General features: G+C 69.9%; 12 protein-coding genes. 6 read left to right on the forward strand and 6 right to left on the reverse strand.

The annotated features are described in order from the left end of the window. The first annotated feature begins 169 nt into the window (after window positions 1–169). Window positions 170–2803 carry a discoidin domain-containing protein gene (locus tag AB0K07_RS14325; RefSeq protein WP_363755034.1) on the forward strand — a complete coding sequence of 878 codons (2634 nt, stop codon included), beginning with the start codon at window positions 170–172 and terminating at the stop codon, window positions 2801–2803. Between the two features lie 92 nt (window positions 2804–2895). On the opposite strand, the gene AB0K07_RS14330 is transcribed toward AB0K07_RS14325, so the two are convergent. From AB0K07_RS14330 to AB0K07_RS14355, 6 genes are all read right to left on the reverse strand, one after another. Further along, the gene (locus AB0K07_RS14330; protein WP_363755036.1) at window positions 2896–3474 is read right to left on the reverse strand and encodes a C39 family peptidase; all 579 of its coding nucleotides are present in this window, start codon (window positions 3472–3474) and stop codon (window positions 2896–2898) included. Window positions 3475–3842: 368 nt separating this feature from the next. Further along, window positions 3843–4898, reverse strand: coding sequence for an NlpC/P60 family protein (locus AB0K07_RS14335; RefSeq protein WP_363755038.1), 1056 nt, complete (start codon window positions 4896–4898; stop codon window positions 3843–3845). 36 nt (window positions 4899–4934) lie between these two features. Further along, the gene (locus tag AB0K07_RS14340) at window positions 4935–5423 is read right to left on the reverse strand and encodes a poly-gamma-glutamate biosynthesis protein PgsC/CapC (protein ID WP_363755040.1); all 489 of its coding nucleotides are present in this window, start codon (window positions 5421–5423) and stop codon (window positions 4935–4937) included. Continuing rightward, complete coding sequence (gene pgsB, locus AB0K07_RS14345) at window positions 5420–6685, reverse strand: poly-gamma-glutamate synthase PgsB (RefSeq protein WP_363755042.1); 1266 nt, start codon at window positions 6683–6685, stop codon at window positions 5420–5422. Before pgsB ends, AB0K07_RS14340 begins: the two co-directional genes overlap by 4 nt. After that, the gene (locus tag AB0K07_RS14350) at window positions 6663–8960 is read right to left on the reverse strand and encodes a HAMP domain-containing protein (RefSeq protein ID WP_363755044.1); all 2298 of its coding nucleotides are present in this window, start codon (window positions 8958–8960) and stop codon (window positions 6663–6665) included. The genes pgsB and AB0K07_RS14350 overlap by 23 nt, the downstream gene beginning before the upstream one ends. Window positions 8961–9084: 124 nt before the next feature. Further along, window positions 9085–10965, reverse strand: a complete 1881-nt coding sequence (locus tag AB0K07_RS14355) for a gamma-glutamyltransferase family protein (RefSeq protein ID WP_363755046.1) — start codon at window positions 10963–10965, stop codon at window positions 9085–9087. 513 nt (window positions 10966–11478) lie between these two features. Here AB0K07_RS14355 and AB0K07_RS14360 point away from each other — a divergent pair. From AB0K07_RS14360 to fxsT, 5 genes are all read left to right on the forward strand, one after another. Further along, complete coding sequence (locus AB0K07_RS14360) at window positions 11479–12090, forward strand: DUF6230 family protein (RefSeq protein ID WP_363755048.1); 612 nt, start codon at window positions 11479–11481, stop codon at window positions 12088–12090. Window positions 12091–12169: 79 nt separating this feature from the next. Continuing rightward, window positions 12170–12649: a DUF6114 domain-containing protein gene (locus AB0K07_RS14365; protein WP_363755050.1), complete on the forward strand. Its 480-nt coding sequence runs from the start codon at window positions 12170–12172 to the stop codon at window positions 12647–12649. A 116-nt stretch (window positions 12650–12765) separates the two neighbouring features. Further along, window positions 12766–13407, forward strand: a complete 642-nt coding sequence (locus tag AB0K07_RS14370) for a hypothetical protein (RefSeq protein WP_363755052.1) — start codon at window positions 12766–12768, stop codon at window positions 13405–13407. 180 nt (window positions 13408–13587) lie between these two features. After that, window positions 13588–14829, forward strand: coding sequence for a TIR-like protein FxsC (locus AB0K07_RS14375; RefSeq protein ID WP_363755054.1), 1242 nt, complete (start codon window positions 13588–13590; stop codon window positions 14827–14829). Between the two features lie 12 nt (window positions 14830–14841). Beyond that, the gene (gene fxsT / locus AB0K07_RS14380) at window positions 14842–18753 is read left to right on the forward strand and encodes an FxSxx-COOH system tetratricopeptide repeat protein (RefSeq protein ID WP_363755056.1); all 3912 of its coding nucleotides are present in this window, start codon (window positions 14842–14844) and stop codon (window positions 18751–18753) included. The last annotated feature ends 19 nt before the right edge of the window (window positions 18754–18772 follow it).

The following is an 18772-nucleotide window of genomic DNA, read 5'->3' on the forward strand; positions in this document are numbered from 1 at the left end:
TAACAGTGTTATAGATCGATGTCTTGACGCCGTCGCAATCTCGCCGCAACACTCCTACGAGAGCGCTCTCCGACCCGCGGCGCCGCTTCGGCGGCACCACCCACGGCACCGCGGGGCGAGCCCGACCCCACCGCGCGTCGTCCGTAACCCCCTATCGACAGGCGATGTCATGACATCTCGTGCTACATCCGCACGGCCGCGCCCCCGGCGCGCCGTCCGGCACCTGCTCCTCGGGCTCAGCGTGGCCCTGGCCGCGGCGCTCACGCCGACCGGCGCCACGACACCCGCGCAGGCCGCCCCCACCCTGCTCTCCCAGGGCCGCCCGGCCACCGCCTCGTCCACCGAGAACGCCGGCACCCCGGCGTCCGCCGCCGTCGACGGCAACACCGGCACCCGCTGGGCCAGCGCCTTCAGCGACCCGCAGTGGCTCCAGGTCGACCTGGGAGCGCGGGCCACCATCAGCCAGGTGAACCTGCTCTGGGAGGGCGCCTACGGCCGCGCCTTCCAGCTCCAGACCTCCGACGACGGGGCCACCTGGACCACCATCTACTCGACGACCACCGGCGCCGGCGGCACACAGAACCTCACCGTCACCGGCGCCGGCCGCTACGTGCGGATGTACGGCACCGCCCGGGGCACCGGCTACGGCTACTCGCTCTGGGAGTTCCAGGTCTACGGCGAGACCGGCGGCACCACGCCGACCTGCGGCGGCACCAACGCCGCACAGGGTCGCCCGGCCACCGCCTCGTCCAGCGAGAACGCCACCCTGTCCGCCTCGGCCGCCGTCGACGGCAACGCCGGCACCCGCTGGGCCAGCACGGCCAGCGACCCCCAGTGGCTGCGGGTCGACCTCGGCAGCACCCGGACGATCTGCCGGGTGGTGCTCAGCTGGGAGGCCGCGTACGCCCGGGCCTTCCAGATCCAGACCTCGGCCGACGGCAACGCCTGGACCACCATCTACTCGACCACCACCGGCGCCGGCGGCACACAGACCCTCGACGTCACCGGCAGCGGCCGGTACGTGCGGATGTACGGCACCGCCCGGGGCACCGCCTACGGCTACTCGCTGTGGGAGCTGGCGGTGAACGCCACCGGCGGGACCAGCGAGCCGCCGGTCGACCCGACCGACCCGCGCAACCCGAACCTCGGGCCCAACACGTTCGTCTTCGACCCGAGCACCCCCACCTCGACCATCCAGAGTCGACTGAACACGCTCTTCACCCAGCAGGAGACCAACCAGTTCGGCCCGCAGCGGTACGCGGTGCTCTTCAAGCCGGGCACCTACACCGCCGACGTCAACCTCGGCTTCTTCACCCAGGTCGCCGGTCTGGGCATGAGCCCGGACGACGTCAACCTCAACGGGCACGTCCGGGTGGAGGCGGCCTGGTTCGGCGGCAACGCCACCCAGAACTTCTGGCGTGCCGCCGAGAACCTCTCGGTGACCCTGCCGGCCGGGGTCAGCGTGGAACGCTGGGCGGTGTCCCAGGCCGCGCCCTACCGGCGGATGCACCTGCGTGGCGCGCAGAACCAGATCCAGCTCTGGAACGGCGGCGACGGCTGGTCCAGCGGCGGCCTGATGGCCGACACCCGCGTCGACGGCCTGGTCGTCTCCGGCTCGCAGCAGCAGTGGTACTCGCGCAACAGCGAGTTCGGCAACGGCTGGACCGGCTCGGTGTGGAACATGGTGTTCCAGGGCGTCACCGGTGCTCCGCCGCCGCACTTCCCCAACCCGTCGCACACCGTCATTCCGCAGACCCCGCAGGTACGGGAGAAGCCGTTCCTGTACGTCGACGGCACCGGTGAGTACCGCGTCTTCGTGCCGGCGCTGCGCGCCAACTCCACCGGCACCAGCTGGTACAACAAGACCCCGGCCGGCTCGTCGATCTCGCTGTCGCAGTTCTTCATCGTCCAGCCGGGCACCAGCGCGGCCACCATCAACGCGGCCCTGGCCCAGGGCAAGCACCTGCTCTTCACCCCGGGCGTGCACCGCGTCACCGAGCCGATCCAGGTCAACCGGGCCGACACGGTGATTCTCGGCCTCGGCCTGGCCACCATCCAGGCCGACAACGGCAGCATCGGGATGCGGGTGGCCGACGTGGACGGCGTGAAGGTGGCCGGCATCATGTTCGAGGCCGGCACGACGAACTCCCCGGTGCTCATGGAGGTCGGGCCGGCCGGCTCGGCGGCGAGCCACGCCGCCAACCCCACCTCGCTGCACGACGTGTTCTTCCGCATCGGCGGGCCGCACGTCGGCAAGGCCACCAACACGCTGACCGTCAACAGCGACAACGTGATCGGCGACCACATGTGGCTGTGGCGGGCCGACCACGCCGCCAGCGGCGTACCGACCGGGTGGACGCTGAACACCGCGGACACCGGCCTGACCGTCAACGGCGACAACGTCACCATGTACGGCCTCTTCGTCGAGCACTACCAGAAGTACCAGACCGTGTGGAACGGCAACGGCGGGCGGACGTACTTCTACCAGAACGAGATGCCCTACGACCCGCCCAACCAGGCGGCCTGGATGAACGCCGCGACCCGCGGGTACGCCGCGTACAAGGTGGCCGACTCGGTCACCAGCCACCAGGCGTTCGGGCTGGGCAGCTACTGCTACTTCAACGTCAACCCGGCCGTCGTTGCGGACCGGGCCATCGAGGCGCCCACCAACCCGAACGTGCGGTTCACCAACATGGTCACCGTCTCGCTCGGCGGCGTCGGCACCATCAACCGGGTGATCAACAACGCCGGCGGCACCGCGAACGCGGCCACCCAGCAGGTGTACCTGACCACCTATCCCTGACCGGACGCACTGCGCCCGACCGGACCGACCGAAACAGCCGCGGGCCGGGCTTCCGTTTGGAAACCCGGCCCGCGGCCGTGCAACGCTCGACGTCAGCTGGAGTAGCCGCGCTCGGCGACCCAGTCGGCGACGTCCTCGTCGTCCATCCAGTAGTCCTTGCTCCGGTCGTACGGGTCGGCGATCTTCAGCTTGTCACCGCCGTCCTCGTACCCGACGATGCTCAGGTAGTGCCCACCCGTGTACGAGTACTGCTTGCCGTTGGTGGCCTCTGCGGTACCGGTGATGTTGGCGACCACGCCACGGTTTTCGTCAACCGCCTCCACCACGTCCGTACGCAGCTCCTGGACCTGTTGCGGCTGTGCCTCGACCCCGTCGATCTCCGTGGTCTCGTAGCCGCCACCGGTCATCTCGTTGAGCACCCGGGTCGTGTCCTCGACCGATTCTGTGCCAGCCGTAGTGGTGCCGAGCTTGTTGGCAACCTCGCGCTGGCTGACCGACTTGCCCTGGGTGGACAGGGCGATGGCGGTCGCCGCCGGCGCACAGTAGTACTCGGTCTTCTGCCGCTGGTAGTCGTAGTGGAGCAGTTGCTTGTCATCACCCTCGGCTGGCTGCGAGGGCGGCGGCTGCGCCGTGGCGACCGGCGGGTCTCCCGTGGCCGGCGGCGGTTCCATCGCGATCGCGGGACCCGCGGCAAATCCGCTAGTGATCATGAAACCAGCAATCGACAGCGCGCTCCTGCGGATAATCGGGTTCATCGTGAAGCTCCCATCGGGTCGGCTTCCCGGGCTTGCGCCTACCGATTACCCGAGCCAGTTTTCGGATAACGCCTACTGGCGGGCCGGATAGGAGGAGGATGAGCCCCCACCCCGCGGTTCCGCCGTCGCCGGCGCCGGTGAAATCGGCCCCGATGTCCCTCCGTGGCACGCACGTAATGGCCGTCCACCTGCGATTCGATTCGCAGGTGGACGGCCAACTTCGGGGCCACATCGACCCGTAGGCTGCCCGCCGTGCGGACCCTACCGACACTCGGCGGGTGGGATCAGAGCCGGCGGGCGGTGAGCCACCGGTCCGGCCAGTAGCCGATCCCGTCGAGCAGTGGAGCACCGGAGAGGTCGCCCATGGTCGGACCGTCCGTCTGGGACCGGCTGGAGATGAACCGGTGGTGTCCGCCGTCGTCGACGCCCAGGTAGATGCCCGAGTGGTCGACCTGGCCGTTGGGCACCGGCTGCGCGTTGAAGAACAGCAGGTCACCGGGGAGCAGACGCTCCATCCCTCGGGCACGCTGGCCGGAATTGGGCATCAACTGGACCCCCGGGCCGAACTGTGCCATCGCGTACGCCCGGCGGGGCAGGCCCTCACCGGGCGTGTTGGTGCCTCGAAGGGGATACTTGAGTCGATGGCCGTACACCATCCGCAGGTAGCCGGAGCAATCCAGGGCCAGGTTGCGGCTCTCGTCGGGCAGTACGGCCTTGCCGTCCGGGAAGGACCACGGCAGGGCCAGGTAGTCGTAGAAGTCGGAGCGCTCCGCACGGCCCTCGGGATCATTCGGGTCGGGCGGCCCGAACGAGGCGTCACCGGAGTACTGCTGTCCCTGGTTGTCCCTCTTCACCGGCGCTCCGTCGACGTACTCGAACGCGATCGCCAGCACGTCCGGTGAGCGGTCCGCCCGGGCTGCGGCGAGCCAGTCGGTGAACCACAGTTCCCGCTCGGCGCCCGCGCGCCAGGTCTGCGGCGCGAGCCGGACCCACATGTCGGTCTCGATCTTCGCATCGGTGAATCGCGGTTCCTCGAACGTGCGGGACGGACCGTAGAGGTGCGCGGTCCGCGCGTTGTCGGTCATGACGGCCACGGGATGGCCGGAGGAGTCGGTGATCTCAGTGCGATCCGGTTTCGACAAGCGCTGGTAGGTGTAGCCGGAGGCGCCGCGAGGCTGGTCGTCACCGGACGCCTTCGCCCCGCCCAGGGTCAGCACCGGCTGGTCGGCCGGCGACGGTCGTACCACCACATAGGTCAACGTGCTCGCGGCGATCAGCAGCACGAATCCGGCGATGGTCAGCAGTACGGTCGGCCTGGGGAGGTATTTCCGGAACTTCATGCCCGCTTCTCCCTTCACTACGGGGCTTCTGAGCGCTCACGTCACAGGCACGAAGCCGGCGACGACACCACTGAAGGCGATACCGAACGTGATCGCGGTCACCACGAGGGTCGCCAGGATGGTGGCTCGTGGCGGTTGACGCACGAGCTGGTACGCGATGAGCCCCGGGATGACGAATCCCAGTGTTTGATGGGCGAACAGCAGCGGCAGGTCACGCTGGACGATGAGGAACAGCGTTAGCTGCAGGAGAACGCTGACCAGCACGATCGCCGCGAAAAGCCGCTTCCCGTAGAGGATGACCACCCGCTGGATCAGTTTGGCGATGAGGTAGGTGAGGATCGTCGCCCCCACCACGACCACGGCTTGCAGCTGGTCCTCGATCAGTGTCAACGCGATCCAGCCCGGCGTGATCATTCCGCCGGGCGAGAGGTTGGTGGTCAGGTAGCACAGCAACGCGAACACCAGTCCGATGCCTAGGCTGGCGGTGGCGAGCTGAGCGCTGAATTCTCCGCCGAAGGTGGTCATCGTTGGATCCTTTCTCCGGTCGGCGTCCGCAGCGTCGCGGCCGACGGTGAACCGTCGTCGCAGGTCCAGCCGGGCAGGCTCGCCAGTTGGTGGACCAGCACCTCGCCCTGGCCGTGGATGTTCCCCACCGCGACGATCGAGGAGTCATTGGGTGTCGCCGCCGTCACGCTCTCCAGCAGGCTGGCCGGGTCGGGTTTCCCACCGAGATCGATGATCCGGTCCTGGAGTTCCCTCGGGACGGCGGTGCGCGCGCTCTTCGTCACCTCACCGATGAGGATGATGTTCTCCGGTTGTACCCGGCCGCTCAACTCGCCCATCTGACCGTTGCGTTCGATCCGGTCCGGCCGGCAGTTGATCACCATGGTCAGCGGACGGGTGATGAGCTGCTGGCTCTCCAGTTGCTCGATGTTCATCAGCGTGGACTCGGGATCGTTCGCGGCGAAGATGTTGGCGAACCGGAACCGCTTCGTCCCGTGCATGACCCGCGCCACGGAGAGCACACCCGGGTCCGCGGGCGCCTCCCACATCCCCTTCAGTGCACTCCGCCGGTCGACGCCCAGCAGTTCGGCGACGGCCAGCGCGATGGCCACGTTCTCCTTGAAGGTGATCCAGCCGAAGCCCTCCATCTCCTGGTCGGTCACCGACTCCGGATCGACCGAGATGAGGCGGCAGTCCCGCCGTTCCGCCTCCTCCTGAATGATCGCCAGCCGTTCCCGTTCGGCGGTGACGCAGACACCCCCCTCCGGCATCGACCTGCTCAGCGACCGGGCGACGTCGTCCAGGGTCGGCCCCATCTCCATGAGGTGGTCCTCACGTACGTTGCACAGAACTCCGATGTTGGAGCGGATCAGCTTGCTCTGGTTGATCTCCTGCAACGCCGGCATCACCGCCATGCACTCCATCACCAGGACGTCCGGGTGGTACATGGCGGCGCGGCGGACGATGCCGATCTGCTCGGCCACGTTCGCGATGCCGAACTTGCGGTGCACCGGCTCCTCGCTGGCGTCCGGGAAGATGAACCGTGCGGCGGTCCCGGTGGTCTTCCCCACCACCAACCGGCCGCCGCCGCGCAGGGCACCGGCGCAGAGCCGGGTGATCGAACTCTTGCCCCGGATCCCGTTGACCAGCACCCGGTTCGGGATCCTGTCCAGGTTCCGGTAGTGGTTGCGCTGCTCGACGACCCCGGCGATGAGCAGGGCCGAACAGCAGAGAACGAGAACGAGATACAGATATGTCACGTCAACCTCTACCTTCCCGATCATCGGTCTGATCGTCGGCTCGGCCAGTGGCTGGCGGCGCCGGCGCGTCGGGGTCGGACTGCGGGACCTCGGGAAGCACGACGGTGCGGTCCTCCTCCGTGCCGCGCAGCCGACTGGCACCGCCCAGCCGGTCGGAGCCGGTGTGCCGGACCTGGCGGCAGATCTCCAGACACATGGCCAACGCCCCGATGTCGTCGTGCCGTTGCGGCGAGATCGGCTCCTCGACCGAACCGTCGCTGATCCGGTCCGCCGCGGTGGCGAGTCGACGCAGCGGCCGGGCGAACACGTAGTACTGCCACATCTGAGTGAGCAGCACGATGCCCGCCACGGCACCGGCGACCAGCAGGGTCCACCGCCGCCCGTCGCTCTCGGGCAGCCGCAATCCGGCCAGATCCTGCTCCACGACGATCGACCATTTCAGGGGAGCCACCGTGTTGGGCTTGTTCAAACCGGCGGCGGCGACGAGCGCCGGCTCCCCGTCGGGTGTCTCCGCCATCCCCACGGTGCCGCCCTTCAGCGCCTCGCTGGCGGCGACCCGGGCGTTGCCCTGCAACGCCTCGAAGGCGCGGAATCCCTTCGAGTCGAACACCGTGCGCAGATCCTCGTCGACGATCCGGGCCTGTCCGTCCACCGAGCGCAGGACGTCCAACAGGTAGTCGATGTCGAACTCGCCCACGGTCGCGACACCGTTGCCCGCCACCCGGAACGCGTAGACCACCGGGACGCGGGACGTCTCGCCGTCCAGGTCGATCCCGGTCTCGCCGCGCAGCGGCTCCTTGCGCAGCGGTTCGCGACCCGCCGAACTCAGCACGGACCCGTTGGGGTCCATCAGGTAGAAGGCGCGAAACCGGTTCTTGTCAGCCAGCTCCTGCTTCAGAGCCGGGGCCATCTGGCTCGGATCCGTGGCTTCGGCGGCCTGGGAGGTACGGGTGACCGTCTGCAGACCGTTGTTCAGGATCTTCCCCAGCACGGTGCTCGCCGCCTCGGCCTTGCTCTCCTCATCACTGACGAGCTGGTCGGGCAGTGCCGCCTCGGGCTCACGCAGCGTGTACGCAACGGCTGCCGCCGGCCAGAGCAGAGCCACCACGGTCGCCGCGGCCATACCTTGGACCACGGTCGGCCGCCAACGCCATCGCCACCTGCGCGCGGCGGGAGGCGAGCGGTCCGCGGACGTGAGAGCCAGCGCCCGAGCGATGCGATGCGCCTCCGCGACCCGCAGCGGATACCGCTTGGTCGGAACGGCGCCGCAGGCGTTGTCCTTGGCCTGCTTCAACAGCGACCGCACCGGGCCGACGAGCGACATCCGCATCAGCAGGAAGCTGGGTACGGCCAGTGCCAGCAGGGTCAGGCCCAGCAAGATGCCCTGGACCGTGGACGTGCCGCCCGTTTCGTCGGCGACGATCAGGGTGGCGACGGTCGCGCCGGTGTCGCCGACCGGGGCGGACGAGACAACCAACTGCCTGTTGATCCACTCGGTCACCCTGATCGGGTGACCCTGGTTCGACGTGGACCCGGCCAGCCCCTGGAAGGCCACGGGCAGGTGAACCTCGGGCACGGCGCTGACGCCCTGCATCAGGGTGCTCTTGCCATCCGGCGTGATGACGAAGACCCCCTGCCGGGCCTTGGGGTTGAGCCGCAGCTCGTCCATGTCGAGCGGTTGCGTCGCGAGCAGGGTCTTTGAGCCGTCCAGGGCGAGGCTGCGGACCAGCGCCGGGCCGTTGGGCGTGGTGATCGGAAAGGTGTCCTTGGCGGGCAACGCCGGGGGCAGCAGCTCCAGGGGTACGCCCGAGCCGGCGGTCGCCAGCGGTCGACGGGTGGCTGTCTCCACGATCGTGGCCCCGGTCCATTCCGTCCCGTTGGCTACCACCTGTTTCAGGAGTTCAGGATCGGGCGTCGTCGGTGACCGGCCGGCGATCCGCTGGTCGAGGTCCTCGACCGAGTGGTTGATGGTCAGTCGCATGCTCGAGGCGACCTTTGACACGTTGTCCCGCTGCGACTCGACGACGGCCGGGGGCACACCCCGTTGGTTGTTCACGGCGAACCCGAGCACGATCGCGGCAGCCAGCACCATGGTCGCCCAGATGTAGACCAGTGACGGCTTGTTGGAGCCCGCGGGAAACGCGGCGGCCGGCAACTGCTGGTCGAGCGCCCGACGCCGCCATGGGACGACCTGTTCGGGAGGTGGGGTGGGGCCCGCTACCGGAGCCCGTCCGCGGAACCGCCCCCGCCCCGTGCTTTGGTCCGGCGCGGACTCATCGCCTCTGTTCTCACTCGTCATGGCCACCCCTTCCTTCCGAGGAGATGTGGCGTGGCAGGACCGATCCTCATGGTCGGACCGGGTGGGGTGAGGCGACCTCACCCCACCCAGATGAACCGAGCGCGAGGCCGGTCGCGGGCGGGCGTCAGCCCCCTGCCGCGGTACCGTCTCTGCGGCGGTCCGCCGCGCCGAGGAGCTGGTCGCCGCGGACCTGGATCGCGGTGGAGCCGCTGTCCAGTGCCACGAGCCTCGGGCAGGGATGCTGGAGTGTCACGAAATCGGCGAGGCGGGTGGCCACCCCCCGGTCCGCCTCGAGTTCGGAGGGTGCGCCGACCTGCCTGCCGCACTTGCGGGTGATGTCCTGCCCGCTGAAATGCCCCTGATCGAGTGCGTTAACCGGGCTCATCTTGTCCACCACCACGCCAACCAGTGCCTGGACGACGTAGTCGGGGATGTGGGAGCCGCCGGCGGCACCCACCACCAGCCGCAGCTTCCGCCCGTCCTTGTCCAGCACGATGGTGGGTGCCATCGAGGCGGTGGGCCGCTTCTGCGACTCCTGGACGTTCACCGGCTTGCCGGGCGAGACGGACGACGTGTCGGTGAAGTTGTTCAGCGCGTTGTTGAGGATCATTCCCCGCGCTTCCAGGTGCGACCCGAAGTGGGTGTTGATGGTCGTGGTCATGGCCACGGCGTTGCCGTCCGAATCCACGATGCTGACGTGGCTCGTCGGGTCGCCCACGTCCACCGTGCTGGGGACGCCATCCTTCGGCGGACCGGCGGGAGGGACGACTCCCGGAGGATCCCCCGGGGTGATCGGATTGATCGCCTTGTCCGGGTCGAAGAGCGAGAAACGCCGGTCGAGGTAGGCATTGTCGAGCAGTCCGTCCACGGGCACGTCGTGGAACTTCGGGTCGCCCACGTACGCCCGGCGGTCGAAGTTCGCCAGACGGCTGACCTCGACGGAGAGATGCAGCCGTTCTCCCGAACCCGGCTTCGTGCTCGCCACCTGGCCGCGTTCGAGCAATCCGAGCATTTCCAGGACCGTCACACCGCCGAACGCCGCTGGCGCCGACGTGCACACCTTCACGCCGAAGACGTTGCGGCAGAGCGGTTCCCGCTCGATGGCCCGGTAGTCGGCGAAGTCGTCCGCCGTCATGAGGCTGGGAATCACCACCGGGCCGGCGGTGTTGCCCTTGAGCTTGATCGGACCCTTCGCCGCGTGCTGGGCGATCGCGGGCGCGATTGTGCCATTCGGGTCGTAGAACGCCTCCGCGCCGCCGTCGCGGACCTCGCGCAGCACCTGGGCTATTTCCGGGTTCTTCAGCGTCGTCCCCGGTGACTTGGCCCGGTCGCCGTTGCAGTACCGGGGCCGGAGGTCGGGATAGTTGCACCGTTTACGTCCGTTGAAGCGGTCGTTGAGACCGCTGCTCAGGGACTCGGACATCGGAAAGCCATTGGCAGCCAAGCGAATGGCGTCGTCAAAGAGCCGGTCCCAGGCGAGGGTGCCGTACACGTCGTGCACGTCCTTGAGCACTTTCAGCGTTCCGGGAACGCCGAAAGCGCGCCCGGTCGCCGACACGTCCCACGGAAAGCGGTCGACGTTCAGCTGTCTGCTCTCCTCCTCGCTGGGAGTCATGAGGTTCTGCGTCACGGTCCTCGGCGCTGTGGCCATTCCGTCGAAGAGCCGTACCGTGCGCTTGTCCGGATCCCAGTAGTTGATGATCGTGCCGCCCGCCAGACCGGAGGCGTGTGGCTCCACCACGGCGAGGACGGCCTGGACCGTCACCGCGGCATCGGCGGCGTTGCCGCCCCTGGCCAGGATCCGGCAGCCGGCCTGGACCGCGAGCGGGTTGGCCGCCGCCACCATGAACTTCGTGCCGACCGCGTCGGAATCCCGGCCGGCAGTCAAGTCCGCGCAAGCGTCCGCTGGCGCAGCCCGCGTGTTTCCTGGCTCTTTCACCAGGACCGTCAACCCGAGCGCCAGTACCAGAGCGGCAGCCAGGAAACGCAGCTTACGTGCGTGCATATGACAACTCCGGTTCGGTGTGGGAACGGGTGCGTCATGCTCGACCTGCGTTGCTCGTAGGGGCCGGCACGCGTCGGGTTCGTTCGGTAGGAACTCAGCGTCGACGGGGCCGGCAGACCCGACATCGGCATCATCTTCGGCGTTGGGATGACGGCGCAGGAGATCACGAAAAGTCGTGGCCCTCGGGACTGCCGTGGCGCCGTGGACTTCGATGGGCCAGGGCATTATCTTCCCCATCCACGATTAAATCGGGTCGGCTAAAGCGAATGTGGCCGCCGACGTCCCGATCAGTGTGTTTGTCCGCCGCGTCCGGTGCCGGATGCTGCCCGCACATTTGGTCGACCGGCCATGAATAGGCCACCGGTCATCGTGCCGTGTTAGCGTCGGCAAATGAGGGGCGCGGTCACACGCGCCGCGCCCGGTCGCCCTTACTGGGCAGCGGGTAAACGACCCGCCGTTCGAGCCGTCACATTCGTCCAACACCCGGCGCGACATCCACGCTGAGGAGGAATCGTGCAGGATCGGTTCGACAACCCGGGTCGCACCCGGTGGCGGCGCTCCGCCGCACTGCTGGTGCCGGTGGCCGTGGTCGCGGGCGCCATCGTGCTCGGCATGGCCAACGGCGCGGTCGCGGCCTCGTTCGCCGTCTCCGGCCAGACGTTCAAGGTGTCCGCGTCGGAGCTGCAGGGCACCGGCTTCGTCCAGTACGGCGGCGTTGCCCGGGAGGTGGACGGCAAGGAGCACCCGGTTGCGGTCACCGGCATCCGCGAGGCGCGACTCTTCGACCTCTGTCAGTCGGTGAAGACGCCCGGCCTCCCCGTGGTGCTCACCATCAACGCCGGTGGCGGCGGTAGACCCGCCACCGCGAGCAACCTCCTGATCGACGCCGAGTCGCTCGAGGGTGACGCCGTGTTCAAGAACATCAACATCGGGCAGGACGCGTCGACCCTGCAAGGCGGTCCGGACGGTGCGCAGGGTCCCCGGAAGGGCTTCGGTCAGCAGGCCGACGCGGTGACGATCAAAAACCTCCGTCAGGTGGCCCGCTCCACCCAGGCCGGGACGTTCAACCTGACGGGTCTGCGGCTGAAGGTCAACGTGGGCGCCGCCGCGAGGGAATGCTTCTGAGCTGACCACCGGAGTCCGCGGGAGAGCTTCCCGGCTCCGTGCCGGCCCTCATTTTCCCTTCCCCGGCAGGAGGCCATGCGTGACGACCGCCGAACCGCAAACTGCCCGGTCCACCCGGTTCCGCGACACGCTGGGCGGCTTCCGATTCTGGCGGCGGACCCGTCCGTTCTGGGGTGGCCTGCTGACCGCACTGGCCGGTCTGGAGATATTCGGCACGACACAGATGTCGCTCGGTGGTCTGGCATTCCAGCTGGGACCGACCGGCTTCCTGTCCTGGTTGATCCCCGCCATTCTGGTGACCTGCGGGATGTTGATGTGGTTCAAGCCGCAACACCGGATCCTCTACGCGGTGGTCGCGGCGGTTACCGCACTCTTCTCCCTGATCGGGGTGAACCTCGGCGGCTTCTTCGTCGGGCTGCTGCTGGGCGCGTTCGGCAGCGCCCTCGGCTTCGGCTGGATGCCGGACACCCACCGGACCGTCCGGTCGGATGACGAGCCGGCTGACGACACCGCGCGCACGCCGCCGAGCGCGGGCGGCCCGCGCTCCTCGACGAGTTGATGACCGGCCGGGACGGCACCGGGCGAAGTGGGTCGCCGCCGGCGTCCACGGGATACGGGGTGTGCGATGCGCGCCAGGGTTCTCGGCGGGCCAGGCGGCCGGCGGCGGCGGAGCCGATGCCCTGGCACGCCGATCTACGGATCGTCACGGCGCTGCTGGGTATCTCCGCCGCCGTTGCCCTGGCGGCGCCCGACCCGGCCCGGGCGTCCGGTCCGACCCCGACGCTGGACGGACCCACCTGTCCGACCATCGACTGCACTCCGGGGCCGACGCGGACCCCGACCGGCAGCGCCGAGGCCAGGAAGCCGCTGCCCCAGATCTCGCCCGAGCCTGGACAGCCGGTGGTGGCGGCGACGCCGGCACACTGGACCGGGTCGCGGGTGACCCTGACCGGGCTCCGAATCGAGGGGATCGTCAAACTGCCCACAGCGGACGGCACGGTCACGACGTTGAAGTTCAAGCTGGACCGCGCGGTCTCCGACGACCTCCTGCTCGAGGCGCCTGCCCCGGCAGGCCGGACACTGCACCTGCGCACCAGTGAGCTGACGCTCGACGGGAACGTCGCCTTCTACGCCACCAGGTTGGCCGGCAAGCTTCTCGACAACAAGATCACACTCACCCCGGACCTGCCGCTCCCGGGCAGCATCCCGCTCGCGTCAGCCGCCCCGATCACGGTCACCGAGCCGGCGATCGACATGGTCTTCGTCCACAGTGACACGCTGACCGCGCGGTCGACGCTGAAGCTCCCCCCGAACTGACCGCGCCGCCGGCCGCCCACGATCCGACCCGGACGCCCTCGGCCCCCGCCCGGGCATACCCTCAACCGTCGGGCATATGACTCCCCGCCGCGGCCCGGCGATGATCGCGCTACGACTGGGCTGGCATCGACGGTCCTATACTGTGCGTACCGGTCGTGGGACCCGTGAGCGGAGGCGGGCGTGCCACTCTTCTTCCTGAGCTACGCCCAAGAGGACAACCGCAACGGTCAGGTGCAGGCGTTCTTCGGCGATCTCAGCGAGGCGGTGGCCGGGCTGGCCGGGGTCCGTTGGCACGAGGCCGGGTTCATCGACGGGCAGATGCTGCTGGGCACCACCTGGACGGACGCGCTGGCCAGCGCGCTCTCCACCAGCGCCTGCCTGGTCGCGCTGACCTCCCCCCGGTACGTCGTCAGTGACTACTGTGGCCGGGAGTTCCGGGTCTTCGCCGACCGGATCGACGAGCACGAGCGGCAGTTCCAGGTCCGCCCGCCGGCGCTGGTGCCGGTGCAGTGGATCCCGTGCGACAGGCTGCCCGAGGTGGTGGGCACCTTCCAGTACCGCAACTTCCCGGCCGGCACGGTCTACGCGCAGGACGGGCTGCTCACCCTCAAGCAGCGCCGCCGGCACGAGGACGAGTACCGGGACTTCGTCGACGCGCTGGCCAAGCACATCGTGCAGACCGCCCGCGACCACACCCTGCACCAGCCGGCGCAGCGCCCGACGCTGGCCAAGGTGACCAGTGCCTTCGGCCCGCCGGCACGGCCCCAGGAGCAGACCGGGCCGAGCGTGGCCGGCGCGGTGCAGCGGGCCACCAACGCGCGGCATGTGCACATCGTGCTGGTCGCCGGCAGCTCCGCCGAGCTGGCCGGCAGCCGTCCCGGCGCCGAGGAGCGCTACGGCGCGGTGTCGCGGGACTGGCGGCCGTACCGGCCCGAGCTGGAGGTGCCGATCGGCAGCTGGGCCGGGGCCATCGCCACCACCAAGAGCTACGGGTGGACGGTGGAGGACGCCGAGGAGCTGGCGGCGGTGCGGGAATGGGCCCGGGCGCACAACCAGATCGTCGTGCTGGTGGTCGACGTGTGGTCGGCCGACCTGCCGCGCTACCAGCTCAGCCTGATCCGCTACGACCGCGACGTGGGCTCGCCCCGGGCGCCGGTGCTCGTGCCCTGGACGGCCGCCGACGACGCCGCGTCCGGTGGCAACCGCAAGATGTGGGACACCCTGGCCCGGGTGCTCCCGCATCACGTGCTGCACAACACCCGCGACGTGTGGCGCACCGAGATCGCGACCTCCGCCCGCTTCCAGGAGGAGCTGGAGGACGTGCTGGTCGTCGAACAGGGCCGGATCTACCGCACGGGCACGGTCTACCAGGAGCCGCCCACGGACGGCCCCGGGCTGCGCCCGATCCTCGAAGGTCCCTAGGGGAGGCACGCCATGGCGGTGAACGAGACGGCACGCGGCCAGATCGTGACCTTCTACTCGTACAAGGGTGGCACCGGGCGGACGATGGCGCTGGCCAACGTGGCGTGGATCCTGGCCAGTCAGGGCCTGCAGGTGCTGGTGGTCGACTGGGATCTCGAATCCCCCGGCCTGCACCGCTACTTCCACCCGTTCCTGCGGGACAAGGAGTTGCGCGCCACCCCGGGCGTGATCGAGATGATCTGGGATTACTCGATCGCCACCATGCAGCGCAACCGGGACGAGGACTCCCAGGAACTGCTCGCCGGGCACGCCAAGATCCAGCGCCGTGCGGTCTCGCTGAACTGGGACTTCAGCCACGGCGGCGTGATCGACTTCGTGGCCGCGGGGCAGCAGGACTCGGCGTACTCGCGGCTGGTGAGCACATTCGACTGGGCCAACTTCTACGAGCGGCAGGGCGGCGCGTCGTTCATCGACGCGGTCCGCGCGCAGATGCGCGCCGAGTACGACGTGGTGCTGATCGACAGCCGCACCGGGCTCAGCGACGTGGCCGGCATCTGCACCGTGCAGCTGCCCGACCTGGTGGTCAACTGCTTCACGATGTCCACCCAGAGCATCCGCGGCGCGGCGGCGGTGGCCCGCTCCATCCGCGGCCAGCGCCCGGACGACCCGCCGCTGCTGCTGCCGGTGCCCATGCGGGTGGAGGACGCCGAGCTGCGCAAGCTGGAGACCGGTCGCGACCTGGTCCGCGCCGAGTTCGCCCCGTTCCTGGACCACCTCTCCGACTCGGCGGCGGCCCGCTACTGGAACACCATCGAGGTGCCCTACCGCGCCTTCTACGCGTACGAGGAGATCCTCGCCGCCTTCGGCGACCGGCCCGAGCAGGTCGGCACGCTGCTCGCCGCGTACGAGCAGCTCGCCTCGGTGATCACCGGGGGCCGGGTCAGCGCGCTGCATCCGATGCCCGAGGAGGACCGTCGCCGTTCGCTGACCGAGTTCGAGCGCAGCCGGCTCGCCGCCGAGCAGCCCGTGCTGGTCAGCTACGCCTCCGCCGACCGGCTCTGGGCCGAGTGGGTGACCGACCAGCTGGAGGAGGCCGGGCTGCGGGTGGACCGCCGGGCGGTGGACGTCCCGCTGCGCGCCGGCGGGCGGGCCGAGTTCGACCGGGCCGTCGGCGGCGCCAGCCGGGTCCTGGCCGTGCTCACCCGGCACTACGCGGGCACCTCGCTGGCGGCCGAGGTGTGGAAGGCCGCCGCCGGCCGGGACCAGCTCGGCGGCGGGGGAGTGCTCGTGCCGCTGCGGGTGGACGAGTCGCGGCTGCCCGTGCCGTACAGCGACCGCAGCCCGGTCGACCTCACCGACGTCGACCCGTCCACCGCCCGGACCCGGCTGCTGGAGGCGGCCGGCGCCCCGGCGGGCGCGGTCGGTGGGCGCGCGGTCGGCCGGTTCCCCGGCCCGTTCCCGGCGGTGTCCAACGTCCGTCAGCATGGCACCCCGTTCGTCGGCCGGGCCGCCCAGCTCGAGGCGCTGCGGGACCGGCTCACTGCCGCACCGGACTCGGCGACGCAGGTCGTGCACGGCCTCGGCGGGGTCGGCAAGACCCAGCTGGCCGCCGAGTACGCGCTGCGCTTCGGCCGCGACTACGACCTGGTCTGGTGGATCCCGGCGGACAGCGAGGACCGCATCCGCGGGGGTCTCGCCGACCTCGGCCAGGCGATGGGGCTGGGCACCGGCGGCGGCGCCGACGCGGTCCGCCGGGTGCTCGACGCGCTGCGCCGCAGCGGTCCGGACCGGCGCTGGCTGATCGTCCTGGACAACGCCAACGAGCCCACCCGGGGCGCCCGCGCGCTGCTGCCGCAGGGCCCGGGCCACGTGCTGCTCACCACCCGCGACCAGAGCTGGAGCGAGTACGCCACCGCGACGGAGCTGACCGTCTTCGACCGCGCCGAGAGCGTCCAGCTGCTGCGCGACCGGGTCCGCGGGCTCACCGAGGACGAGGCGACGCAGGTGGCGGAGAAGCTCGGCGACCTGCCGCTCGCGGTCGAGCAGGGCGCGGCGTACCTGCGGGCCACGGCGATGCAGGTCGACCGGTACCTGGCCTCCCTGGACACCCCCGGGCTGCTGCGGATCCTGGACGGCCGGCAGTCCGCCGGCTACTCCAAGGCGCTCGCCGCCACCTGGCTGGTCACCCTGGCCCAGCTGCGCTCGGAGAAGCCGGCGGCCGCCCGCCTGCTGGAGCTGTGCTCGTTCTACGCGCCGGAACCCATCCCGGTCGCCATGCTCACCGGCGACCGCTTCGCGAGCTTCATGGCCCCGTTCGACCCGACGTTGACCGACCCGATCCTGCAGGGCCTGGTCACCGCCGAACTGGGTCGCTACGGCCTGGCCCAGGTGGACGCGGAGAACAACTCCGTCCGCATCCACCGGCTGGTGCAGCTGGTGATCCAGGATCAGCTCGACGACGCCGACGAGGCCCGCCGGCAGGCCCAGCTGCTGCTCGCCGCGGCCAGCCCGCGCGACCCGGACAAGCCGGTCAACTGGCCCCGGTACGCCGAGCTGTGGCCGCACGTGCGCCCGAGTGAGCTGCACCTGTCCACGATGGATGAGGCGCGGCAACTGGTCGTGGACATCGTGCGCTACCTCTACCGGCGCGGCGACTACGACACCAGCCGGGCGTTGGCGCAGGAGTCGCTGGCCGGTTGGCGCGACACCGACGAGGACGACCCGACCAAGCTGCGGATGCGCTTCCACCTGGCCAACGTGCTGCGCGCGCAGAGCCACTTCGACCGGGCGTACGAGATCGACCGGGACGTGTACGACCGGCAGCGGCGGATCTTCGGTGAGGAGCACCTCTACACCCTGATGACCGCCCGCAGCCTCGGCGCGGACCTGCGCGCCCAGGGCCTCTACCACGAGGCCGAGGCGCAGGACCGGCGCACCCTGGAGCTGAGCGTGCGCACGTTCGGCGACGACAGCGGCCGGACGCTCATCGCGGAGAACAACCTCGCCGTGTCGCTGCGACTGGTCGGCGACTTCCGCGGCGCCGCCCTGCTGGACCAGCACATCCACGAGCGGCGGCGGGCCCGCTTCGGCGAGGAGGACCCGTCCACCCTCGCCTCGGCCAGCAACTACGGGCGGGGGCTGCGCGACACCGGCGAGCTGTGGCGCTCGCACAGCGTGCTGCAACGCACCTACACCGTCCAGCAGAAGGTGAACGGCGCGGACCACCCGGAGACCCTGCGGACGGCCAAGGAGTTGGCGCTCACCCTGCGCCAGCTCGGCCGCTTCGCCGACGCGCACCGGCTGATCGAACGCACCGTCGTCCGCTACCAGCGCACCCTCGGCGGTGAGCACGCCGACACGTTGTCCGCCGAGATGGCGCTGGCCACCACCTGGTCGGCGGTGGGTGACAACCAGACCGCGCTGCGGGTGGCCCGCCGACTGCGCGACGGCTACAACGAGGTGCTCGGCGAGACGCACGCGATCACCCTGGCCTGCCTGAACAACCTCGGCGTGCTGCTGCGCAAGCAGGGCGACCACGTCCAGGCCCGCGATCTCGCCCAGCGGGTCCGCGACCAGTTGCTGGCCAACCTCGGCGAGCGGCACCCGCACACCCTGCTGGCCACCCTCAACCTCGCCAACGACCTGTTCGCCCTCGGCGACCGGGACACCGCGCTGCTGCTGGACACCACCGCGTACGTGGAGTTGACCCGGGCGCTGGGCGCCGAGCACCCGGACACCCTGTCCGCGTCGGTCAACCTGGCGTTGAGCCGGCTCGCCACGGAGAGCGAGGCGGACGCCGGGCGTGCCCTCTACGACGAGGCGTTCGGGCAGTTGGTGCAGCTCTTCGGCGGGGACAACCCACGGGTGGTGCAGGCCCGCCAGCGGGAACGTTCCAACGCCTACATCGAACCGGCGCTGCTCTAGCGCCCTGACCCGCCACCGA

It is taken from the genome of Micromonospora sp. NPDC049301, assembly GCF_040678715.1.
Lineage (GTDB): Bacteria > Actinomycetota > Actinomycetes > Mycobacteriales > Micromonosporaceae > Micromonospora.